The organism is Mycobacterium sp. PDNC021 (genome assembly GCF_048282635.1).
In the GTDB taxonomy this organism is placed as follows: Bacteria; Actinomycetota; Actinomycetes; order Mycobacteriales; family Mycobacteriaceae; genus Mycobacterium; species Mycobacterium llatzerense.
The window spans coordinates 3,177,948-3,199,533 of the sequence record NZ_CP182502.1; the positions used below are offsets into that span (position 1 = coordinate 3,177,948).

Sequence of the window (21,586 nt, forward strand, 5' to 3'; positions counted from 1 at the left end):
GTGGTTCAGACCTGTGCCAAGCCGACGTCGGCGCAGCCGGCCGCGAGCTCCTCGAGCCCGAAGGCTTCGACGGGTCCGACGACGCCGGGCGTGCGGCCCGCGCCGGCGGCCAATCGTTCTGCGGCCCAGGCCATCAGCTCACCTGTCAATGAATAGGGGCTCGGGCCTTCGAGGTGGATCTCGGCGACGGGGGCGCCACGTTCATCACGCGCCACCGCGACGACGTGGCTGAGGGTGCGGGCCCGCTCGGCCGCGTCGGGACCGCCACTGCTACCGACGGTGCGGGCAGAGATGGCGTTGACCAGGTCGCGTCCGCGGGGCAGCTTGGCTGCGGTGTTCGCGGCGGCGGAGACGAGTTGGATGGCGCGGCTCAGCGGCGGGAACCAGCCGTTGTAGACCGTCACCGACTGAAGCCCAGGTAGCTCTGCCGGCAGGAACAGCACCTCGGTGCCCGACACCAGGAAGGCGTTCTTGCGCTTCCCTCGCACCGAGAACGCACGCACCCGACTCGCGGTGGTCTCGTCTACCAGGTGCCCGTCCCGCCACACCGTCGCCGGCAGAATCAGGCCCTCCGCCATGGTTTTTCGCGTGCCCTGGCTCAGGCCGTTGCGCAGCGAACCGATCGCGAAATAGCCGATATCGATGGCATGCACTGCCTCTCCGCCGGCGCGTGCGGCGAGGGCACCGGCCAGGATGCCGGGCACGTAGTCGTACCCGAAGGCCGGCGCGATGATGGCTCCGGCCGCGCGGGCCCGGGCGTCGTGCCGCTCGTGTACCTCGCGGACGAAGCCGACCTCACCCGTCGAGTCCAGGTAGTGGGCACCGGCGTCGGCCGCGGCCTGTGCGACCGGATGGCCGAACTGGTCGAACGGGCCGACGGTGGTGACCAGAACGTCGCCCTTGTCGACCAGGGCGCGGACGCTGGCCGGGTCGCCGACGTCGGCCACGCGGTAGTCGAGGCCACCGAACTGCTGCGCCAAGGCGGCCAGTCGTTCGGCGCCCCGGCCGGCCAGCACCGGTCGGACTCCACGTCGCACCAGCGATTCGGTCACCAAGCCTCCGGTGTAGCCGGTGGCGCCGAAGACGATGACCGTCATTTGACGCCCGGGATCCGACGGAGGAGACGGATGCCTGCAGTCATGACACGCGCGTAGGTACCTGCGCCGAGCCAGGTGGGTGCGCCGACCGGCAGCAGTCGCTCGATCGCAATCGTCTGGGACTCGGTGTATTTGAGAATTCCGTGCTCGCCGTGGCGGCGGCCCATGCCGGAGGCCTTCATGCCGCCCATCGGCGCGTCGACCGACGCCCACGCGGCGGCGTAGGCCTCGTTGACGTTGACGGTGCCCGCCTGCAATTTGGCGGCCACGTCGCGCCCATGTTTCGGATCAGAGGTCCACACACTGAAGTTCAGGCCGTAGGGGCTGTCGTTGGCCTTCTCGACGGCCTCGGCTTCGCTCTCCACGCGGTAGAGGGAGACCAGAGGACCGAACGTCTCGTCGGCGTACGCGATCATGCCGTCGTGGACGCCGGTCAGGATGGTCGGTTCGTAGAAGTACGGTCCCAGGTCGGGGCGAGCGCGGCCGCCGGTGAGCACGGTTGCGCCCTTGCTCACCGCGTCATCGACATGTCGGCTCATCGTCGTCAGTTGCTTCTGCGAGATGAGGGAGCCCATATCAGCTGAATAGTCCAGGGCGCCGGAGAGTTTCATCTTCTTCGTAGCCGCGGCAAACTTGCTCGAGAACTGATCCCACAGCGCCGCCGGAACGTAGATGCGCTCGATCGAGATGCACAGCTGACCGGTGTTGGAGAAAAGGCACGGATCGCACCGTCGACGGCCTTGTCGACGTCGGCGTCATCGAGGATCAGCAGGGCGTTCTTGCCGCCCAGCTCCATCGAGCAGTCGATCAGACGCTCGCCCGCCTGCGCGGCGACAGTGCGCCCCACCGCCGTCGAACCCGTGAACATCAAGAAGTCCGACTGTTCGATGATCGACGTACCCAGCTCGGCACCCGATCCGGTGACCACCTGGACCAATCCCCTTGGCATACCGGCCTCTTCGAGCAACCGGACGGCCCACAGTGTGGCGAAGGGGGTCTGCTGATCCGGCTTGGTCAGCACCGCGTTTCCCGCCACGATCGCGGGAAGCGCGTCGCTGATACCCAGCGTCAGCGGGTAGTTCCACGGCGAGATGACGCCCACGAGTCCCTTCGGGTGGTGCAGCTCCCACACCTCGGTGAGAGCCAACTGCGCGCCCTGCCGCCGTTTCGGTTTGAGGTACTCGGCGGCGGTGTTCGCGTAGTAGCGCGACACCATGGCGACGTCGATGATCTCTTCGAACGCGTGCCGCCGGGCCTTGCCGTTCTCCAGCTGGATCAGGTCGAGTGCCTCGTCCTGGCGATCCAGCACCAGATCATGGAAGCGCAACAGCATCGCCGCGCGCTCCTCGACCGGCCGAGCTGCCCATGCCGGCTGGACCGCACGGGCGCGCGCCGCGGCCGCTGCCACATCGGCCGGCGTGCACCGCGGGACGTCCGCGAGCACCTGACCCGTCATCGAATTGAGGACTTCGAGACGGGTGCCGGGCTCGGTGGCCTGGACCCGACCGGCCAGGTTGCGCAGCAGTGCGCTCCGGGTGCCGGCAGCGGGTGGGGATGCGAACGTCGTCATGGTGTGTTCTCCTGCAGGGCGGTGCGCAGCGTGTCCTGCGCGAGTTTGATTGCGGCAGTTGCCGCGTGGGTGGAACGCAACGCGTTGAGCATCATGAAGTCGTGGATGATGCCGCCGAAGCGGACCTGTACGACGGGTACGCCGGCCTCGCGGAGTTTGGCCGCGTAGGCCTCACCGCCGTCCCGCAGGACGTCGGCCTCGGCGGTGATCACCAAAGCCGGTGGCAGACCGGCGAGTTGGTTGACGGTGGCGAGCAGCGGTGACGCGTAGACCTCGTCTCGCTGTGCGTCGTTCTCGGTGTACTGATCCCAGAACCACTTCATGCCCGCACGGCTCAGGAAGTAGTGTTCGGCGAACTGGTGATACGACGGTGTGTCGAAGTCAGCTGCGGTTACGGGGTAGAGCAGGACCTGGTGGCAGATCGTGACGTCGCCGCGGTCCTTGGCCATGAGCGTCAGCACGGCGGCCATGTCGCCGCCCACCGAATCGCCCGAGACCGCGAATCGCGATGCGTCCAAGCCCTTTTCGGCGCCGTGCGCGAACACCCACTGCGCCGCAGCGTAGTTCTGCTCGATGGCGGTCGGATACTTCGCCTCGGGGGACAAGTCGTATTCGGGAAACACCACCGCGGCATCGGCGCCGACGGCCAACTCCCGGACCAGTCGGTCATGGGTGTGCGCATTGCCGAACACCCAGCCCGCACCGTGGATGTAGAAGATCACCGGCAGGGGGCGGGTCGCCCCGGCGGGCTTGACGATGCGCACCTTGACCGACCCCGTCGGCCCGCCGTCGACCGTGAGCCACTCCTCGTCGATGTCCGGCATCTCGATGGCACCGGACTGCACCTCGTCGACCGTCTTGCGTCCGTCGGCGGGCGGCAGTTGATAGAGGTACGGCGGAGTGTCGGTTGCCTGGCAGAATGCGGCGGCTTCGGGCTCCAACACAGGCTTGATTTCGGTCATGGTGTCTCCTGCTGCTCGGGGTGTGAACTGCTCAACGAGGTGGGACCTGATTGATCGTCGTCCACCCATCCGCGGCTGACAGCTGTTTGGCCACTTCTCACAAGTTGTTGGCCAGCCGGCACCTGTGGAGGCGCACGGCGTCCTGTCAGCCTTGAACCATCAATCCCCTAGGAAGGACGAGGTCCATCACGATGGCTACGCAACTCACCGAAGTCGAATTCGCCGGCCAGACCGTCGAGGTGCCGAAGGGTGGCTACTACGACCGCTACCGCTCGAACCCGAATCTCGATGAGGTGGCACAAGATCCCGCGGTAGGCAACATCGACTGGTTCCGCAGAATCCCGAAGGTCCAGGTGGATTCGCGGGTGGGGCCGCTGTGGGCACCGAACTTCTACTACCGCGCCGGCATCGTGCAGGCGAACCTGCTCGCTCCGCTGGACCGGCTGGCCGCGATGCTGCCCGCGCCCCTGGAACCACTGCGTGCGGTGCCCGGCTACGGCATCGCCGCGCTGACGTTCTTCTCCTACTCGGTCTGTGACAACGATCCCTACGACGAGGTCTCCGTCGCGGCCGTCATCCGCAAACCCGGCGACCATGGCCTGGTATCCGGCCTGCTGCCTGAACTGGAACTGCTGAGTGCCCTGCGGCGCAGGAACTTCTACGCGCATGTTCTGGCGCTGCCCGTCACCACTGAGATCGCACGCGTCCGCGGCGTCAACGGCTACCAGCTGCCGAAGTGGCGCACCGGTATCAACGTCGACATCGGCGACACCGTGCGCGCCGAAATCGTCGGGCCCACAGGGAAACCCGACGTGACGTTGAGTGCGCCGCGTCCCGAGTTCACCGACGTGCCGTCGCAGTCCCGCATGGGCACCAACACCATGATCCATCTGGTCGACGGCCAGTGGCACCAGACGTCGGTGCAGTCCAACACGTTGTCGTACGCGCAGCGCAGCTTCCCGCGTGACGTGGCGGTCGCGCGTGACGGTGGTCCGCTGAGCGACCTGCTCGACGGACTCGGCGCATCGCGCGTCCTGAGCCTGGACGTCGCCAAGGACGCGCAGTTGGTCCTGAATCTGCCGAGGCCCTTGACCACCTTCGGCTGAGCAGACTCCCGGGCACACAAGCTCACCTTTACGCTAGAGAACGGGCGAAGCCAGCTCACAGAAGCTGTGGCACAACCGATCTCGCACGATGACGTCGGTGGTCTCGGGGTCGAACCAGCGATCCACCACGCTCCAGTGGATCGGGTGCATCAGGTACGGACCGAGCAGACCGTCGACGTCGGTGAACTCCTGCTCGAACACGTGCGTCCACGGGCTGGCGCCCATCGAGGTGTCGACGCGGCTGAGCTGCCAGGCCTTGATGGTGGAGACGAAGCCGGGCATCGACGCCAGTTCCCGTTCGAACTGGGCGACCGCCGCGTCGTCCACCTCCGGGTCGACGCGCAGCAGCAGCGCGCGGTAGACGGTGCCGTTGCCGCGGCGCGTGGGTGTGCCGCGGTAGGTTGCGCCGTTGACATGGGTGATCGTCGGGTCGGTCAGGGCATCATCGAAAGTGCTTTGTTCCCAGGTGTCTTGATCGCGGAACCGCAAGTGCACCAGGATGTCACCGCCATTGCGCGTGCCCGGCAGCGTCGGCTCGACGACACACGCGAAGGCCCCGCTGCCGCGGGCCGCGACGCGGAGTGCGTCCAACACCCGGCCACGGTCGGATTCGGCGACGTCCACCAGTCGCGTCACACATACCGCCGCGGCTGAGGCGGCGGCCGATGACGTTGATTCGAGATCCGCTGCCGGGGCGGCATTTTCGGGCCGGGTCGCAACGCTCCGCTGGCGTTCGACGATGAGATCGGCGATGCTGCCCCACCACTGCGCAAGCCTCGGGTCCGAGCGCCCGTGCCACGTCATCTGCCACCACGCCGCGGCATCGCGCAGCGTCCATGTGATGGTCACGGTGTTGGACTGATCGTCGAACCAGATCGGCGGACTCACAAGGACATCCCGCAGCGTCATGCCCCGCCCGCGGGCGCCGGGGGCGTAGCCGGCCAGATAGGCGTCGATGAACCGCTGGGCGCACCCAGGTGCGGTCACCACCCGGTCGACGACGAACACCTCGTCCATGGCACGAGGCTAGGGGCTGTGAAGGGCGCCCAGTCGGTACGTTCCCGGATATCGGGAAGGTTCGGGGGTCTACCGTTTTGGCTAACCGTCAACCGGAGGAGACCGCGATGCCGCTCAACCCCAAGGACTCGTTCGACGCGGTCCGTGATGTAGCCGCTCATTCCGTCGAGAAGGCGTCGGACATCGTCGACAACGCCGCTGACATCATCAGAGGTGATGTGGCCGAAGGGATTTCCGGGATTGTGCACAACTCGGTGGACATCGGCGCCCATGCGGTCGACAAGCTCAAGGAGATCATCACCGGAAATGATGGCGATAGTGACGCCGAAGCGTGACACGTTTTTCCAGCGAATAGTCGCTGATCAGGGATAGGGTGCGGGCGGCGATGCGGCCCAGCGACCTTGTCAGGGTCGTCGCCAGACCAACGCTGGCCGACGAGTCCCTGGGAAGGACGGAAGATGAAGGTTCTGGTGACCGGAGGGACCGGCTACGTTGGTGCGCATATCGTCGCGGCGCTGGTCCGCGATGGACACGACGTGCGGATGCTGGTCCGCCGTTCCGAGCAGGTACCGATATCGCTTGAACCACTGGATGTTTCGGTCGATGACATCGTGGTCGGGGATGTGCTGGATGCCGATGTCGTGGCGGCGGCTCTCGATGGCGCGGACGCGGTGGTGCACGCGGCCGCCGTGTTCAGTCTCGACGCGCGCCGCGCGACGGAGATCACCCGGACCAATCTGCGCGCCACCGAACTGGTGGTGGGCGGGGCGGTGGAGCGCGGTCTCGATCCCATCGTGCACATCTCGTCGACGGTGGCACTGACCTGTCGCGATGGCGGCGGACCCGATCTGCCGCTGGGTGACGTGGATCTGCCGTACGCCAAGTCGAAACGTGAGTCAGAAGTACAAGTTCGGGCGCTCCAGTCGATCGGGGCGCCGGTGGTGTCGGTGTATCCCGGCGGGGTGTTCGGGCCGCACGATCCGTACCTGGGGACGCAGGCTGAGCTGTTCATGTGGATCATCAAGGGGCGCTTGCCCGTATGGCCGACCGGCGGCGCCCACTATGTCGACGTTCGCGACGTCGCCGACGTCGTCGCCGCCTGCGTGGTGGCGGGTCAAGGGCCGCGGCGTTACGTGGTGCCCGGTCATCACCTCGACGGTGACCTGATGCACGGGACCCTGCACAAGATCACCGGGCGGTGGCTGCCATTCGTCAGCACACCCACCATCGTGGCCAAGCCGTTCACTCAGCTCGCCGAACTGCTCAACAAGGTGTTGCCGGACAGCATCCACCTGCCCGCGGACGTCGAGACCGTCGAACTGGCCGAGCGGGACACCCGATTCGACACGACGGTGACCACCGAAGAGTTGGGCATTGTGGCCCGACCGTTCGAAGAGACCGCGCGCGACACTCTGTTGTGGCTCATCGACATCGGTGCGCTGGCAAGCAGATACGCCGGCAACCTCCGCTGAGCTATCGCGTAGCAGCCGCGGTGGCCGCCCGGTCGGTGAGCAGGTCGTAGATCGGGCGTGAGCCGAGAGCGATGGCGACCAGCAGCGCCGTCGCGCAGGCACCGAGCATTGGCGGCAGCTGGTTGGTGCTGCCCGTGAGTTCGGTGGCGAGGATGAGGCCCGTCACGGGCGCCTGGACGCTGGCGGTGAAGAACGCAGCCATGCCGATGAGGGCGAGTGCGGCCGGGCTGGGCGCGGAATGCGGCGCGAGGTGGGCCGCGATCAGGCCGACGATCAACCCGACGTCGGCGCCGAGCACGAGCATCGGGGCGAACAGACCACCCGGCGTGCCCGCGGCATACGACACCACACCGAGGACGAACCGCACCACCAGCACCGCGGTGACGGCACCGATCGCGCCGTGGCCGAGTAGTGCTTCCTGCGTGAGTTGGTCGCCGCCGCCGGCCAGATGGGGGGAGTACCAGACCAGTATCCCGACGCCGGCACCGATGAGTGCGGCGCGGACCTCGACCGGCCAGCGGCTGGTATCGGCGGTGCGGAGGCCGAACATGATGGCCTTGTTATAGAGGACTCCCAGGACGCCGGTGAGCACGCCCACTGCCAGCACCCAACCGGAGCCCGCCAGCTGAGGATCGGCCAGCGCCGGCACCTGGAACTCGCTGCCCGAGCGGACGAACGGGTAGGCCGCCATGAATCCGGACGCGGAGGCGACCAGCGTGGCGACCGTGGTGCGCGGATCGAAGCGTTTGACGAGCTCCTCCAGCACGAACACCCCGCCGGCGATCGGGGCGTTGAACGCGGTGGCCAAGCCGGCGGCCGCGCCGGCGGCGGCGAGGATGCGCAGGTCAGCTTGGGAACGGCGCGTCGCCGACGCCACGATGATCGCGATGGAGCCACCCATCTGCACTGACGGCCCTTCGCGCCCGAGGGCGAGGCCCGACCCCAGGGACAGCAGCCCACCGACGTACTTGATGGGCAGGATTCTGAACCGGCCCGGTTCGGCGCGGCCGGCGACGACGGCCTCGACGCGGGGAATGCCACTGCCCTCGGCGTTCGGTTCGACGCGGCGAACCAGCGAGGCGGCAGCTGCGGTGCAGACGGCGCAGATGGCCACGATGACGACGGGGCCCCACCAACTTTCGTGGGACCAGTGCGACAGGGAGGCGCGCCACTGCGTCGCGTAATCGAGCAGCACCCGGAAGCTGCCCGCCGCCAAACCCGTCAACGCCCCGACGACGGCCGCGGCGAGGACGAAACCGACGACGTTGCCGGCGCGTGCTTTATCCATCACAGCCCACCGCGGGCGACCAACTGCGCTGCGATCACGTTGCGTTGGATTTCGTTGGTGCCCTCGCCGACGATCATCAGCGGGGCGTCGCGGAAGTAGCGTTCGACGTCATATTCGGTGGAATAGCCGTAGCCGCCGTGGATTCGGACGGCGTTGAGCGCGATCTCCATGGCGATCTCGGATGCGAACAGCTTGGCCATACCGGCCTCCATGTCGCAGCGTTCGCCGCTGTCGTAGCGCTCGGCGGCGTACCGCGTCAGCTGACGGGCGGCCGTCAGTTTGGTGGCCATGTCCGCCAGGTAATTGCCGACCGACTGGTGCTGCCAGATCGGCTGACCGAAGCTCTCGCGCTCCTGGGAGTACTTGAGTGCGTCCTCCAGCGCCGCGGTGGCGACGCCGAGAGCCCGCGAGGCGACCTGAATTCGGCCTGTCTCAAGGCCTTTCATCATCTGCCCGAACCCCTTACCGGGCTCACCGCCGAGGATCGCCGACGCGGGTATGCGGTAGCCGTCGAACGTCAGCTCACAGGATTCGACGCCCTTGTAGCCCAGCTTGGGCAGATCGCGGGACACCGTCAGGCCGGGACCGTGTTCGACGAGCACCACCGAAATGCCTTTGTGCCGTGGCTCTGCGGTCGGATCGGTCTTGCACAGCAGCGCGATGAGCCCGGACCGGCGCGCGTTGCTGATCCACGTCTTGGCGCCGTTGATCACCAGGTCGGGGCCGTCCAGGCGCGCGGTGGTCGACATGTTCTGCAGATCCGAGCCGCCACCGGGTTCGGTGAGGGCCATGGTCGCGCGCAGCTCGCCGGTGGCCATCCGCGGCAGATGCGCCTGCTTCTGCTCCTCGGTGCCGAACAAACCGATGAGCTTGGCCACCACGGTGTGGCCGCCCATGGCGCCGGCGAGGCTCATCCAGCCGCGTGAGAGTTCCTGTGTCACTTCGACATAACAGGGCATCGACACCGGGGAACCACCGTACGCCTCGGGGATGGCCAGCCCGTAGATGCCGATCTGCTTCATCTGCTCGATCCACGCCTCGGGATAGGTGTTGGCGTGTTCGACGTCGCGCACCGTGGGCTTGACGTCGCGGTCGACGAACGCGCGCACGGTCTCGACGAGCATGGCCTCTTCGGCCGTCAGATGAGTGGACACGGGCACTACCTTGCCAGGGTGCTGCCGCTCTGGATGCCGGTCGAGCTAGGCGAGTTTTCGGTGTGCGGCCTGCTCGACGAACAGTGGGATGAAGTCCCGCACGGCATGATCGTGAAAATCGGCGTGAATGCGGCGTACGACGGCCGTCACGGTTCTGAGGTCGATGTTCGGGTAAGTGATGCTCAGCTGGGCCACGAGCGCGTCGATGGCGGCGTATTCGGCCACCCGCGCGGTGACAGGGTCAACGTCGGCCGGGGATTCGGTCCGGTCGATCTCCAGGTGCTCGATCGCGAACGCGTCGAACGCGGCGACGACCCGTTCAGGGGTGGCATCCGGGTGCTCGCGGGCGAGCACGTCGATCGCAATCCAGCAGGTCGGGCCGAGGATGGTGGTGGGTGGCGGCCGTTGTCCCCGCGTGATGGCCGCGGTGAGCAGATCCCGGAAGGTCTGCTCGGTGAGGCTCGTGGGTGCTGCGGACATGAGAGCGACTGTACGGATCGTTGGTTACCTCCAGGCGACGCGCACGTGAGATCGACTTTTCGCTCCACGCTGTGGGACAACCGGGATCGATCGGCGCCGTTCGCCCGCAGAATCTGAGCAACTCGCAGCGAAGGAGCACGGATGTACCTGCATATCGACCCCGTCCAGGTCCCACCGGTCGTCGAGGTGCGGGAACCGCACGATTTCACGGACTTCAAGGTGGTCATCGAGGTGCCCGAACACGCGTGGATCGCGCCGGACGTGCTGACCGAGCTGGCCGGCCGCGGCGATGACGACGAGTGGCGGCAGAACCTGGCCGGGATGCTGGTGTACGCCGCGAACAAGGGCTGGTGCGACGACGCCGGACGGGTCCGGGCCCACGTCGAAGTGACTACCGCAGTACCGCACCAGGGTTGAGGATGCCCTGCGGATCCAGCGCATCTTTGATGCGCCGGGTCAACGCCATGACGTCGTCACCGAGCTGACTGGGCAGCCAGTCCCGTTTCAGGCGTCCGACGCCGTGCTCGCCGGTAATGGTGCCGCCCAGTCCGATGGCCAGCTCCATGATGCGCGCGAACGCGCGCTCGGCGCGGTCGGTGGCATCGGGATCGGTGGGGTCGTAGACGATGATCGGATGGGTGTTGCCGTCCCCGGCGTGCGCCACCATGTAGATCTGCACGTCGCACGTATCGGCGATGTCCTCGACCCCGGTGACCATCGCCGGCAATCGGGGTATCGGGACGCCCACGTCCTCCAACAGCAGGCTGCCGAGCTTCTCGACCGCGCCGAACATGCCGCGGCGCGCCGCGGTGAACGCCGCGCCCTCGGCTGGGTCGTCGGTGGCGAAAACTTCTGTGGCACCGCACTTCTCGCAGTTGGCGATCATGGTCGCCACTTCCGCGGCGGCGGCCCCCGGCGCGTCGGACTGCATCAGCAGCATGGCTCGGGTGGACCGGTCGAGGCCCATCCGCAGATGGTCCTCGACTGCGTTGATGCTCGCATGGTCCATGAATTCCAGCATCGCCGGGCGGATTTCGGCAGTGATGGCGACGACGGCGTTCGCGGCGGCGGCGACGGAGTCGAACACGGCAACCACCGTCGACGCGGGTGGCTGGGCCGGGATCAACCGCAGCGTGAGCTCGGTGATGACACCGAGAATGCCCTCCGACCCGATGAACAGCTTCGTCAAGGACAGTCCCGCAACGTCTTTCAGCAGGGGCCCGCCAAGCCGCAGCGCCGTACCGTCGGCCAGCACGACCTCCATGCCGAGTACGTAGTCACCCGTGACGCCGTACTTCACACAACACAGGCCGCCCGCGTTGGTCGCGACGTTGCCGCCGATCGAGGAGATGTCGATGGACGACGGGTCCGGCGGGTACCACAGGCCGTGACCGGCGGCCGCGCGCTTGACCTCGGTGTTGGTCAGGCCCGGCTGGACCACCGCGGTCCGGGTGGCCGGATCGATCCGGATGTCCCGCATGCGTTCGGTACTCAGCACCACCGAGCCGTCGACGGCGTCGGCGCCGCCGGACAGGCCCGACCCCGCGCCGCGTGGCACCACGGCGATGCGGTTTTCGGAGGCCCACCGCAGCACGTGTTGCACGTCGGCGGTGCTGGCGGGGCGCACCACGGCGACTGGAGTGCCGGCGTTCGGGTCGGCCGCCGAATCCCGGCGGTAGCGCTCGATGATGTCCGGATCGGTGATCAGCGCGCCGTCCGGCAAGACATCGGCGAGACGGTTCAGCGCGGCGGCGTGCATCGTCGGACTGTATCGACACCGGGACTGCGATGGGCCGAACTGGTCCGCTGGGCGGATTTGTCCGCGTTGCCTGCGTAGGCAGCACGGCGGGCCTACGATTTGCCCGTGTTGCTCACCGAGGGTCAGGTTTTCGCCGGTTACACGATCCGGCGGAAATTAGGCGCGGGCGGCATGGGCAGTGTGTACCTCGCTTCGCATCCGCGGCTGCCGCGCCTGGACGCGGTGAAGGTGCTGTCGGCCGAACTGACCGTGGACCCGGAGTACGGACCGCGGTTCCTGCGCGAAGCGGACCTGGTGTCCACGTTGTCGCACCCCAACATCCTCGGCGTCCACGACCGGGGGGAGTGCGACGGCCAGCTCTGGATCTCGATGGACTACGTGGCCGGGACCGACGCCGCGCAACTGCTGCGCGACCACTATCCCGCCGGGATGCCGCCGGAGGTCGCGCTGCCGATCATCACCGCCGTGGCCTCAGCACTTGACCACGCGCACCGGCGCGAGCTGCTGCACCGAGATGTGAAGCCGGCCAACATCTTGCTGGATGCGGAGACGTCACGCGTCTACCTCGCCGACTTCGGGATCGCCCGGCCGATGAACGACGCGTCCGGTCTGACTGCGACGAATATGGCGGTCGGGACGGTGGCGTACGCCGCGCCGGAGCAGCTCCGGGGTGAGGGGATGGACGGCCGCACCGATCAATATGCCCTGGCGTGCACGGCATTCCAGCTGCTGACCGGGAACCCGCCGTATGCGGACAGCAATCCGGCGGTCGTCATCACCAAACACGTCACCGCCCCGGCGCCCTCGTTGGGGGAGCACCGCCCAGAACTGCGCGGCTTGGATCCGGTGCTGGCCCGGGCGATGTCGAAGACGCCTGCCGCCCGATTCGCCAGTTGCGGGGAGTTCGCGCAGGCGCTCCAGCAGCAGGCATTGCGGCCGATGCCATTGGCGTCCAACGATTTTCGCAACCAGCCGACCATGGCAGCGCCTGCGCCGCCACCGCTGAACCCACCACCGCTGAATCCACCGACACAACTGAACCCGCCCCCACAGTTCGGCCCGCCGCAAACTCGATCGTCCCGCTCGGGCGTGCTCATCGCGGTCCTGGCGGTGGTCGCTCTGCTTGTCGTGGCCGGCGGGGTGTTCGCGGGGGTGCGGCTACTCGGCCGGCCCGATCGCCCGGGCGGGAAGCCGGCCGCGCCCAGTCCGACCGCGACCGCGGCCGGCAGCGGCTTCAGCGGCAGCTACCGCGCCGACTACGGGCCGGCCACCGATCTGGAAGGAACGGTGATCCCCGGCGGGCCGGCAATGACGGGTGAGTGGGGTGTGCGCTCGTCGTGCGGGTCCAACGGGTGCATCGCCAACGCGTCGTACACCGGTAAGAGCGCCATCCCCGTGGTGTCGAACATGACGTTCGACCAGATATCGGGTGATTGGGTCGCTGTCGCGACGGGGGCAGTGAAGTGCACCGACGCCCCGGGCGAGCCGCCCACCGAAGTGTGGGTGGTCTTCACTTTGACGCCCAAGCCCGACGGCACCCTGGCCGGCGAGACCACCCGAAGCGCTGTCAACGGGTGCAGCAGCGTCAAACGGACGGTCACGTTCACCCGCATTGGTGACGGCGAGCTGAGCAGTGTGCCCGACCCCGCCGGCCTGCCGCCGCGCACCACGTCACCGGCCTCGACACTGCACGGCCGCTATCACGAGAACGTCACCTATTCGAGCGGCGGCTTCGGCCCGGGTGCGCCGGATCTACAGGTCCGCACGCAATGCCTGCGGACCGGAGACCGGTGCATCAGCGCGTTCCACGCGATGGACGGTGTGGTCACGTTGATCTTCGCCGCCGGCAAGTGGACGCGCACGGAGGAAGGGACTGTTCCGTGCGCGCTGGGCGGGACCACGCACCTCAAGATCACCGCCGAATATCCGCTGCCGACGGATCTGCAGGATCCGATCCGGACCCTGGAAGGTCGAGGTACCAACACCTCGACCGGCGGGGAGTGCAAAGGCGGTGACTTCACCGACAAGTTCGTGCGCACAGGAGATTGACGGCAACTTGCCAGGAAATGCGGATCGGACGGCGGATCGGTCTCACCAGAATTAAGCTGATCACCAGGGATTTCGCCCAGATCATCCGGGCGCTGCGTGGTGACGACTTCTCGGGGAGCTGACCATGGCTGAGCCGCCGGTGATCGAGGTCCGCGAATGGGGCAGGCCGGCCCGCCGGTTGACGCTGAGCAGGCCGCTGCTGTTCGGCCGCGAGTGCGAAGGCATCACTCTCGCTGACAGCGAGGTGTCCCGGCGACATCTGCGCCTGGTGCCGAGCCCGACGGCACTGTCGGTCGTCGACCTCGGCAGCAGCAACGGCAGCACCGTCAACGGCGTGGCACTGACCGGGCGGGGCACGTTGTCGACCGGTGACGTGATCCGGTTGGGCCGCACCGAGATCATCGTGCTGCACGCCCCCAAACCGGTGACCGCTGATCAAGCGCCGGCCGCCGCGGTCGCCCACGACCCGACGCGGACCATGCAGATGGTGAAACTCCTCGAGGTCCCGGTCCCCTCAGCCGCCGCGGTCCAGGTGCGCCCACTGGGGCTGCGGTTGGCGGAGCGGGCGCTGGGTATCGATCCCACCGGCACCCGGGATCTCTTCCCGCCGTACACCGAACTGCCGCACACGATTTCGCGCCGGGTGTGGCAGGCGATCCGGGTCGGCAGCGTGCTGGCGTATCTCGCCGTGGTGGTCACGATGTTCGTGCGGCCCGCGGCCGGACTGTTCGTCTTCTTCCATATCGTCGTGCCGCTGTGGCCGGCGCTGTTCTTCATAGCGCCGGGTGTGTGGCGCAACATCTGCCCGCTGTCGGCATCGAATCAGCTGCCGCGAGTGGCGGGGTTCAGCCGGGCCGCCACCGCGCCCGGGTGGTGGACGCGCAACGGGTTCCTGATCGCCGCCGCTCTGTTCTTCGGCATCGCGGGGGCACGGCTGGTCGGCCTGGACCGCAACGGCCCGGCGATGGGTGCGGTGCTGGCGGTGATCATCGCCTCGGCTTTCGCCGGGGGTCTGGCGTTCAAGGGCAAGAGCGGCTGGTGTTCCAGCATCTGCCCATTGCTGCCGTTGCAGCGCACCTACGGCCAGACCCCGTACGTCACGTCGCCCAACAGTCACTGCGAGTCCTGCGTCGGATGTGCGAAGAACTGTTACGACTTCAAACCCCGGGCGGCCTGGCAGGCCGATATGGCGGACCCCGAACCCCGGTGGAGCGCGCCGCGCGTCCTGTTCGCGGCGGCCCTACCGGGATTCATCATCGGCTTCTTCACGGTGCATGCCCAGCATGGTGGGACGGCGACCGAAAAGTACGGTGTGCTGGCGCTTTTCGTGTTGGTGAGCGTCGGGCTCTGCTACGTGCTGCAGGCCGTCACACCGCTCAGCCAGGCGATGCTGACGGCGGGTTTCGCGGCAGTGGCGATCAACGCCTACTACTGGTTCTCCGGCCCCATCCTCACAGACTCCTTGCGACAGATCACCGGCGTCGACGCGCCCTGGTTGCGGTGGCCCATCACCGTGGTGATCGCGGTCCTGACGCTGTGGTGGCTGGCCCGTACCCGGGTCAGCGAACTGCAGTTCGCCTACCTGACCGGTGCCCGTGCAGAGCCGGTGCTGCTGAACACGCCGACGATGCCGGCCGCCGCGGCCGGCCCTGCCGCCGAAAGCGGTGCTGTGCGAGTGCGTTTCGAATCGGGATCGGACCCCGTCGGGGCCGACATCGGGATGAGTCTGCTCGATGTCGCGGAAAGCAGCGGGCAGGCGATCGAGGCGGGCTGCCGGATGGGTGTGTGCGGCGCCGACCCGGTGTCGATCGTCGAAGGGATGGGTTGTCTGTCGCCTGCCGAGGCCGACGAACTCAAGACCCTCAACCGACTGGGGCTCGGCAGGTCCAGCCGAATGGCATGCTGCGCGCGGATTCAGGGCGGGGATGTGACGGTGTCGCTGACGCCCGAACGCGCCGACACCACCGCGAGTAGGCCGGTCGGCTACGACCGCTCGATCGTCAGCGTCGTGGTGATCGGCAACGGCATCGCGGGAGTGACGGCCGCGGATTTCCTGCGCCGCGGGCACCCCGACTGCGAAATCCATGTGGTGGGAGCCGAACCTCACGGTCTGTACAACCGGATGGGCATCTCCCGGCTGGTGTACGGCAGGTCCGCGATGCAAGGGCTGTACCTGCTGCCCGAGCAGTGGTACGACGAGCACGGCGTCACCGCGTGGCTGAACACCTGGGCCACCGGCATCCATCTGCGGTCGCAGCTGGTGCGGTTGGGCACCGGTGAGAAGCTGCCCTACGACAGGTTGGTCCTGGCGATGGGGTCCAGTGCCGCGGTGCCTGACATCCCTGGCTTGAACCGGCCCGGCAGCGTCGTGCTGCGGTCGGCGGCCGATGCCATGCGGATCCGCTCCTACGTGCAGGAGCGCCGGGCCCGCCATGCGGTGGTGGCAGGTGGTGGTCTGCTGGGGCTGGAGGCGGCCTACTGCCTCCATCAGCTCGGGCTGCGGGTGACGGTGCTGGAACGCGGGACCCGGTTGCTGAGCAAGCAGATCGACGCGCGCTGCTCGCAGCTCGTGGCCGAGCACTTCGCCAGGGCGGGAATCACCATCACACACAAGGCGGAAACCGCGGAAGTGCGGGGCGACCCCGCCGTCACCGGGCTGCGGTTCAAGGACGGCCGGATCCTGTCGTGCGAGGTGTTCCTGGCCGCTACCGGCATCCGGCCCAACATCGAATTGGCCAGGGATGCAGGCCTTCCCGTCGGCAAAGGGGTACTGGTCGACGACCGGATGCAGACCCGGGTGCCCGGCGTTTACGCGGCCGGCGACGTGGCCGAGCACGGCGGCCGGGTGCTCGGCTTATGGCCGGTGGCCACGGAACAAGCCGAGGCGGCTGCCGTCAATGCGCTGGGCGGTGACCGGACCGTCCCGGTCGAGACGCCACCGACCATCCTCAAAGGCGTTGAATTGGAGCTGTTTTCGATCGGTCCGGTGGACCCCGGCCCGGGCGACGAGGTGGTGGTCATCGATCGGCCGGCGCTGCCGTCCTATCGCAGGCTCGTGGTGTCACGCGGCCGTGCCGTGGGGGCCACGGTGCTGGGGCACCATCCGGCCGACCTCGTGGCTGCGCAGAAAGCGGTCCGCGAGCAGCGACGAGTCGGGCCGGTGGCGCTGGGGGTGCTGAGGACCGGCGACTGGGACATCCTGTCCGACGCCGACAGACTTGCCTACTGATCCTGGGTTGACACATCGTAGGTCAGGATCTTCTGACCGATCCGCAGGTAGCAGCCGGGCAGCAGCTCGAAGGGCTGATCGCCGATCTGCGTCCAGATCTGGTCTCCCGGCGCCGCGGTGTGGGTGCCGGCGGCGGTTCCCGCGTCACGGACCAACACCATGCCGCCGTTGACCGTGACATACGCGTGGACCCGGGACACCTGCGGGTCGTCGGGCAGGCTGATGGGTGATGCCGCCCCGCTGGTCACCGCGGGATCGACCATCGGGTTGCGGCCGATGATGTACGTGCGGTCCAAGGGGTACACGGCCCCGTCGTCAGCGGTCAGCGCTCCGGTGACGGGACGGGCGCGCGTGGTCGCGGGTGCTTGCGGTGGTGACTGCTGGGCAGCTGACCGCGCCCGACTCGACTGCAGCACGAAGCCGGCACCGGGCACCACGCCGGCGACCAGATCGGTCTCGGCGCAGGGCACGAATGTGGTTGTGGCGGTGCAGATCGTGATTCGGTCGAACCACGGGGCGACGGTCTCGTCGACCAACGGCCGGCCGCCGCCGCTGAGCCGCCGGTGACCGCCGCCCGCCTCGACGTCGGCGATCACCTCGCCGCGCACGATCAGGTGCAGTCCGTCGGCTGTCGGCACGAGCGCGCCGAAGGACGGCGCGGTGTCGGACTCCGCGCCGTACGCCAACGTGGCGAGCGTCTGAGGCAACGCCGGCGGCGGGGTAGTTGCGGTGACCTGGAGGAGGGGACGGGCCCTGGCGGCGTCGGCGATGAATATCAGTACATCGCCGAATCGGGCGACCAGACCTTCGCCGCGGCCGATGGCCACGTAATGCCGCTTCTGTTCCACCTTGTCGCCGCCTCGGTAGTGTGCCGCAGATGCTGATGATAAGTCAGCGCCCGACCCCGTGCCATGCGGCGAATGGGTAGAGTCGGCTTACCGATGGGGGTGAGCGAACATGCGTCATCGAGGAACCGATCTACCTCCGGGGCCGCGGCTGCCGGCGGTGGCTCAAACCGCACTCCTGCTGCGGGACTGGCCGGGTTTCGTCGCCAAATGCGAACGGCGATACGGTGCCATGTTCACCCTGCGGATCGCCTCGTTGGGGACCTTCGTCTACTTGACCGATCCCGGCCACATCAAGCAGGTGTTCGCCGGTGATCCGCACACTTTCCATGCGGGCGAGGCGAATTCGATGCTCAAGGGGCTGGTGGGCGAGCACTCGGTCCTGGTCGTCGACGACGAGGTGCACGCCGACCGGCGGCGGTTGATGCTCAAACCGTTCACGCGCGGCGCCGTTGACCGGCAGACGGGCGCGATGGCCGCCATCGCCGTGGAGTCCATCGAGAACTGGCCGGTGAGAACAGAATTCGCGGTGGCGCCGCACATGTCGGCGCTCACGCTCGAAGTGATCCTGCAGACGGTGATCGGCGCGACCGATCCTGACCGTCTCGCCGCGCTTCGCACCGCGATGCCGAAGCTCCTTGATCTGAACGGGATTGCGGCACTGTCGATCGCGCGCCCGCAGCTGTACCGCGTGTGGCCATGGACCGTCGTGAAGAAGCGGCTGGCGGCAGCAGACGCGCTGATCTACGCCGAGATCGCCGAACGGCGGGCCGACCCGGAGCTCGCCCAGCGCACCGACGTCCTGGCGATGCTGATCCGGGCCGCCGACGAAGACCGCCGGCACATCACCGACCGCGAGCTGCGCGATCAATTGATGACGCTGTTGGCCGCCGGCCACGACACCACCGCGACCGCCCTGTCCTGGACGCTGGAACGCCTGACGCGGCACCCGGACGCGCTGGAAAAGGCCGTGGCAGCCGCCCACGCGAGTGCGGCCGGGGAACCGGCCGGCGACGAGTACCTCGACGCGATAGTCCGCGAAGTGCTGCGCATTCGCCCCGTGGTCTACGACGTCGGCCGGGTGCTGACCGAGCCGGTGGAGATCGGCGGCTACCGGCTGCCCAAGGGCGTCATGGTCGTGCCGGGCGTCGGTCTGGTGCATGCCAGCGCCGAACAGTACGTCGACCCCGAGCGCTTCGACCCGGACCGGATGGTCGGCACCGTCCCCGGCCCGACCACATGGCTGCCGTTCGGCGGCGGCAACCGGCGCTGTCTGGGCGCGACGTTCGCGCTGGTGGAGATGCGCGTCGTGCTGCGGGAGGTGCTGCGCCGCGCGGAGCTGGAGATCACCGCCGCGGACGGCGAGGGCCAGCGGCTCAAGCACGTCACGCTGGTCCCCGACCAGGGCGCCCGCATCACCGTTCGCGCACGTCATCACGTTGCCCCGGCGGGCGAGACCGCGCAGCCGAGGTGCCCGGCAGCCCCGCACTGACAGCTGGCAGATGGCGTCCTCCGGCTGGCTCAGCCGATGAGGGCGCGGATCGCGTCACCCGACAGATCGAGTTTCGGCAGAAATCTCGGGGGCGCGTCGGCGGTCGTGAGATCTGCGATGGGCAGTTCAGTGAACGTCGAGGTCAGGATGGCCATGACGTCGGCGGTGCCGGAGTGGGAGTTCAGTTGAGCGACGAGGTCGAATCCGTTCTCCTCGCCGAGGTTCACATCCACCAGCGCGATGTCGGGTCGGAGGCGTTCCACGGTGTGCATCCCGTCCGAGATCGACTGCGCGGTACCGACGACCTCGATATCGCTCTGCTGCAGGAGCGCTGTCGCGGCGGCCAAGTAGTCGGCGTTGTCGTCGACGATGACGCATCGCAGGGATTGGCGGTTCGTCATGTATTGCATTGTCGCCCCGGGATGCTGGTTGGGCATTCCTGCTAGCCGGTATCTGTGTCGGTGGACAGTGGCTCGTCTGCCAGCGGCATCTCCGCGACCATGGTGGTGCCGGCGCTCGCGGTGCTGGTCAGGCGCAACCTGCCGCCGAGTGCGGCGACTCGGTCCTCGAGACCGAGCAATCCACTGCCGGCATCGAGGGACGCCCCGCCGACTCCGTCGTCAGCGACCGAGATACGCAGCGATGTGGCGTCAGTATCGACATTCACGGTGACCACGGACGCCTGGGCGTGCTTGGCGGCATTGGTGAGGGCTTCGGCGACGGTGTAATAGGCAGCGATCTCAACGGCTTGCGGCAGCCGCACCGGGACGTCGACGTGCACTTCGACCGGCAGCGGCGCACGGCGGCCGAGGTCGCGCAGAGCTGGACGCAGCCCGCCGCGGGACAGGATCGCGGGATGCACCCCGTGCGCGAGCTCGCGCAGCTCGTCGCTGGCGGTACGCAGCCCATCGCCGATGCCCGCGATACGGGATTGGAGCTCGGCCGGGTCCTGCGGGATCGCCATCTGCAGGGTGCGAACCTGCAGCGCCAGCGTGACGAGCCGCTGCTGGGCACCGTCGTGCAGGTCGCGTTCGATGCCGCGGCGGGCGTTGTCGGAGGCGGTGACGATACGGGCGCGGGACGCGACGAGCTCGGCGCGCGCATGGGCGTTGGCGATGGCCGTGGCGATGAGTTCGGCGAAATCCGTCAGACAGGCTTCGGTGTCGGCGGGTAGGGCGTCCGGACCGGACGTGCCGACAATCATTGCGCCCCACAGTTGTCCGTCGACCGTGATGGGCACGCCGACGCACGCGTGCAGGCCGAGATCGCGGACGAGCGCCGCCGTCGAACCGTCGGCGTGGGTGTCCATCCGCGCGGGGCGACCCGTCGTCCGGACCATCGCGATGACGTCGTCGCCGTCGAGGGGAAAGGTGGTTCCGACGGACACCGTCGTGAGGCCCGGCTCGTCGTGTGCGGCAACAAGAGTCGCGGTGCCGCCGGGCTCGTAGCGGACCAGCCCGGCGTTGCGGACGTGCAGCACCGCGGCGGCTTCGTCCGCCACGCTCGACAGGACGTCGGCCGGTGATCTGCCCTCGGCGATCTGGGTCGCGACACGTCGCAGCGCACCCTGCTGGTCGGCGAGTTCGCTCACCCGCTCCGTCGCCTCTGCGGCAACCTGCCAACTCTGGTGCGCGTCGCGGGCACGGGTACGCAGTTGCCAGCCAAGGACATTCGCGATTCCGGCGATCGGGAGGAACACGGACAGGGTGAGGACATCGATCGGCTTGAGGGGCAGGAGCGGGCCGCCGTCCAGATGCACCTGCAGATAGGCGATGGCGCTGGCGACGGTGGTCAGCACGGACAGGCCCAGGCCCCAGCCCGCGCTCATCACCAGCACCCCGAACATGAAGACGATGGCATAGGTGCTGTGCGGCGGGGGATCGCGCAGCAGCCGTACCACCCCGACCTCGGCGGCGATCAGGCCGGCGGCGACGAGCAGCCCGACGTACCACGGCGGGGTGGAGACAGCCGGATTCCATCGTGCCGGATTCATTCGCCGCCTCCCGCCTGGTCGCCTGATCTCGTCACCGACCCTAACCGCGGTCAGGGCGGCCCTGACGGCGACT

The 21,586-nt window shown here is 68.0% G+C and carries 17 protein-coding genes and 1 pseudogene; 7 read left to right on the plus strand and 11 right to left on the minus strand.

Features of this window, described 5'->3' with window-relative positions; all coding sequences use genetic code 11:
• Positions 1-5: 5 nt before the first annotated feature.
• The 3 genes and pseudogenes from ACNO8X_RS15015 to ACNO8X_RS15025 form a co-directional block, all read right to left on the minus strand.
• The gene (locus tag ACNO8X_RS15015) at positions 6-1,097 is read right to left on the minus strand and encodes a saccharopine dehydrogenase family protein (RefSeq protein ID WP_418001637.1); all 1,092 of its coding nucleotides are present in this window, start codon (positions 1,095-1,097) and stop codon (positions 6-8) included.
• Positions 1,094-2,667 (minus strand): annotated as a pseudogene (locus tag ACNO8X_RS15020) (succinic semialdehyde dehydrogenase). Before ACNO8X_RS15020 ends, ACNO8X_RS15015 begins: the two are co-directional and overlap by 4 nt.
• Positions 2,664-3,629, minus strand: coding sequence for an alpha/beta hydrolase (locus tag ACNO8X_RS15025; RefSeq protein ID WP_418001638.1), 966 nt, complete (start codon positions 3,627-3,629; stop codon positions 2,664-2,666). Before ACNO8X_RS15025 ends, ACNO8X_RS15020 begins: the two are co-directional and overlap by 4 nt.
• 191 nt (positions 3,630-3,820) lie before the next feature.
• Between ACNO8X_RS15025 and ACNO8X_RS15030 the strand changes: the two genes are divergently transcribed.
• Positions 3,821-4,735: an acetoacetate decarboxylase gene (locus tag ACNO8X_RS15030; protein WP_418001639.1), complete on the plus strand. Its 915-nt coding sequence runs from the start codon at positions 3,821-3,823 to the stop codon at positions 4,733-4,735.
• A gap of 33 nt (positions 4,736-4,768) precedes the next feature.
• Here the strand turns inward: ACNO8X_RS15030 and ACNO8X_RS15035 are convergent, their stop codons facing one another.
• Positions 4,769-5,371: a Dabb family protein gene (locus ACNO8X_RS15035; protein WP_418005912.1), complete on the minus strand. Its 603-nt coding sequence runs from the start codon at positions 5,369-5,371 to the stop codon at positions 4,769-4,771.
• Between the two features lie 488 nt (positions 5,372-5,859).
• Between ACNO8X_RS15035 and ACNO8X_RS15040 the strand changes: the two genes are divergently transcribed.
• Positions 5,860-6,087, plus strand: a complete 228-nt coding sequence (locus tag ACNO8X_RS15040; protein ID WP_418001640.1) for a hypothetical protein — start codon at positions 5,860-5,862, stop codon at positions 6,085-6,087.
• Between the two features lie 123 nt (positions 6,088-6,210).
• Positions 6,211-7,224, plus strand: coding sequence for an NAD-dependent epimerase/dehydratase family protein (locus ACNO8X_RS15045; RefSeq protein ID WP_418001641.1), 1,014 nt, complete (start codon positions 6,211-6,213; stop codon positions 7,222-7,224).
• Between the two features lies 1 nt (position 7,225).
• Here the strand turns inward: ACNO8X_RS15045 and ACNO8X_RS15050 are convergent, their stop codons facing one another.
• The 3 genes from ACNO8X_RS15050 to ACNO8X_RS15060 are packed head-to-tail and all read right to left on the minus strand — an operon-like array spanning position 7,226 to position 10,146.
• Positions 7,226-8,512 carry a ClC family H(+)/Cl(-) exchange transporter gene (locus tag ACNO8X_RS15050; RefSeq protein ID WP_418001642.1) on the minus strand — a complete coding sequence of 429 codons (1,287 nt, stop codon included), beginning with the start codon at positions 8,510-8,512 and terminating at the stop codon, positions 7,226-7,228.
• Positions 8,512-9,666, minus strand: a complete 1,155-nt coding sequence (locus ACNO8X_RS15055) for an acyl-CoA dehydrogenase family protein (RefSeq protein WP_418001643.1) — start codon at positions 9,664-9,666, stop codon at positions 8,512-8,514. The genes ACNO8X_RS15050 and ACNO8X_RS15055 overlap by 1 nt, the downstream gene beginning before the upstream one ends.
• 45 nt (positions 9,667-9,711) lie before the next feature.
• The gene (locus ACNO8X_RS15060; RefSeq protein ID WP_418001644.1) at positions 9,712-10,146 is read right to left on the minus strand and encodes a three-helix bundle dimerization domain-containing protein; all 435 of its coding nucleotides are present in this window, start codon (positions 10,144-10,146) and stop codon (positions 9,712-9,714) included.
• A gap of 141 nt (positions 10,147-10,287) precedes the next feature.
• Between ACNO8X_RS15060 and ACNO8X_RS15065 the strand changes: the two genes are divergently transcribed.
• Complete coding sequence (locus ACNO8X_RS15065) at positions 10,288-10,563, plus strand: hypothetical protein (RefSeq protein WP_418001645.1); 276 nt, start codon at positions 10,288-10,290, stop codon at positions 10,561-10,563.
• On the opposite strand, the gene ACNO8X_RS15070 is transcribed toward ACNO8X_RS15065, so the two are convergent.
• A complete protein-coding gene (locus tag ACNO8X_RS15070; protein ID WP_418001646.1) occupies positions 10,538-11,905 on the minus strand; it encodes an FAD-binding oxidoreductase in 1,368 nt (455 codons plus the stop codon). The genes ACNO8X_RS15065 and ACNO8X_RS15070 overlap by 26 nt on opposite strands.
• Positions 11,906-12,010: 105 nt before the next feature.
• Here ACNO8X_RS15070 and ACNO8X_RS15075 point away from each other — a divergent pair, with 105 nt between their 5' ends.
• Together ACNO8X_RS15075 and ACNO8X_RS15080 are read left to right on the plus strand one after the other, a co-directional pair.
• Positions 12,011-13,954, plus strand: a complete 1,944-nt coding sequence (locus ACNO8X_RS15075) for a serine/threonine-protein kinase (protein ID WP_418001647.1) — start codon at positions 12,011-12,013, stop codon at positions 13,952-13,954.
• Positions 13,955-14,078: 124 nt separating this feature from the next.
• On the plus strand, positions 14,079-17,183 hold the full coding sequence (locus ACNO8X_RS15080) for an FAD-dependent oxidoreductase (RefSeq protein ID WP_418001648.1): 3,105 nt from the start codon (positions 14,079-14,081) through the stop codon (positions 17,181-17,183).
• Here ACNO8X_RS15080 and ACNO8X_RS15085 read toward each other — a convergent pair.
• Complete coding sequence (locus tag ACNO8X_RS15085; RefSeq protein WP_418001649.1) at positions 17,177-18,031, minus strand: FHA domain-containing protein; 855 nt, start codon at positions 18,029-18,031, stop codon at positions 17,177-17,179. The genes ACNO8X_RS15080 and ACNO8X_RS15085 overlap by 7 nt on opposite strands.
• Before the next feature lie 109 nt (positions 18,032-18,140).
• On the opposite strand from ACNO8X_RS15085, the gene ACNO8X_RS15090 reads away from it, so the two are divergent.
• Positions 18,141-19,520, plus strand: a complete 1,380-nt coding sequence (locus tag ACNO8X_RS15090) for a cytochrome P450 (RefSeq protein ID WP_418001650.1) — start codon at positions 18,141-18,143, stop codon at positions 19,518-19,520.
• Positions 19,521-19,549: 29 nt separating this feature from the next.
• Here the strand turns inward: ACNO8X_RS15090 and ACNO8X_RS15095 are convergent, their stop codons facing one another.
• Together ACNO8X_RS15095 and ACNO8X_RS15100 are read right to left on the minus strand one after the other, a co-directional pair.
• Positions 19,550-19,921, minus strand: a complete 372-nt coding sequence (locus ACNO8X_RS15095; protein WP_418001651.1) for a LytR/AlgR family response regulator transcription factor — start codon at positions 19,919-19,921, stop codon at positions 19,550-19,552.
• Between the two features lie 41 nt (positions 19,922-19,962).
• Positions 19,963-21,513 carry a histidine kinase gene (locus ACNO8X_RS15100; protein WP_418001652.1) on the minus strand — a complete coding sequence of 517 codons (1,551 nt, stop codon included), beginning with the start codon at positions 21,511-21,513 and terminating at the stop codon, positions 19,963-19,965.
• Positions 21,514-21,586: the final 73 nt, after the last annotated feature.

What these genes read in the sequence shown, in the direction of transcription:
- ACNO8X_RS15090 (WP_418001650.1), top strand. Translation starts at nt 18,141, where the DNA reads ATGCGTCATCGAGGAACCGATCTACCTCCGGGGCCGCGGCTGCCGGCG.
- ACNO8X_RS15060 (WP_418001644.1), bottom strand. Translation starts at nt 10,146, where the DNA reads ATGTCCGCAGCACCCACGAGCCTCACCGAGCAGACCTTCCGGGATCTG.
- ACNO8X_RS15030 (WP_418001639.1), top strand. Translation starts at nt 3,821, where the DNA reads ATGGCTACGCAACTCACCGAAGTCGAATTCGCCGGCCAGACCGTCGAG.
- ACNO8X_RS15100 (WP_418001652.1), bottom strand. Translation starts at nt 21,513, where the DNA reads ATGAATCCGGCACGATGGAATCCGGCTGTCTCCACCCCGCCGTGGTAC.
- ACNO8X_RS15050 (WP_418001642.1), bottom strand. Translation starts at nt 8,512, where the DNA reads ATGGATAAAGCACGCGCCGGCAACGTCGTCGGTTTCGTCCTCGCCGCG.
- ACNO8X_RS15080 (WP_418001648.1), top strand. Translation starts at nt 14,079, where the DNA reads ATGGCTGAGCCGCCGGTGATCGAGGTCCGCGAATGGGGCAGGCCGGCC.
- ACNO8X_RS15015 (WP_418001637.1), bottom strand. Translation starts at nt 1,097, where the DNA reads ATGACGGTCATCGTCTTCGGCGCCACCGGCTACACCGGAGGCTTGGTG.
- ACNO8X_RS15025 (WP_418001638.1), bottom strand. Translation starts at nt 3,629, where the DNA reads ATGACCGAAATCAAGCCTGTGTTGGAGCCCGAAGCCGCCGCATTCTGC.
- ACNO8X_RS15095 (WP_418001651.1), bottom strand. Translation starts at nt 19,921, where the DNA reads ATGACGAACCGCCAATCCCTGCGATGCGTCATCGTCGACGACAACGCC.
- ACNO8X_RS15045 (WP_418001641.1), top strand. Translation starts at nt 6,211, where the DNA reads ATGAAGGTTCTGGTGACCGGAGGGACCGGCTACGTTGGTGCGCATATC.
- ACNO8X_RS15040 (WP_418001640.1), top strand. Translation starts at nt 5,860, where the DNA reads ATGCCGCTCAACCCCAAGGACTCGTTCGACGCGGTCCGTGATGTAGCC.
- ACNO8X_RS15065 (WP_418001645.1), top strand. Translation starts at nt 10,288, where the DNA reads ATGTACCTGCATATCGACCCCGTCCAGGTCCCACCGGTCGTCGAGGTG.
- ACNO8X_RS15070 (WP_418001646.1), bottom strand. Translation starts at nt 11,905, where the DNA reads ATGCACGCCGCCGCGCTGAACCGTCTCGCCGATGTCTTGCCGGACGGC.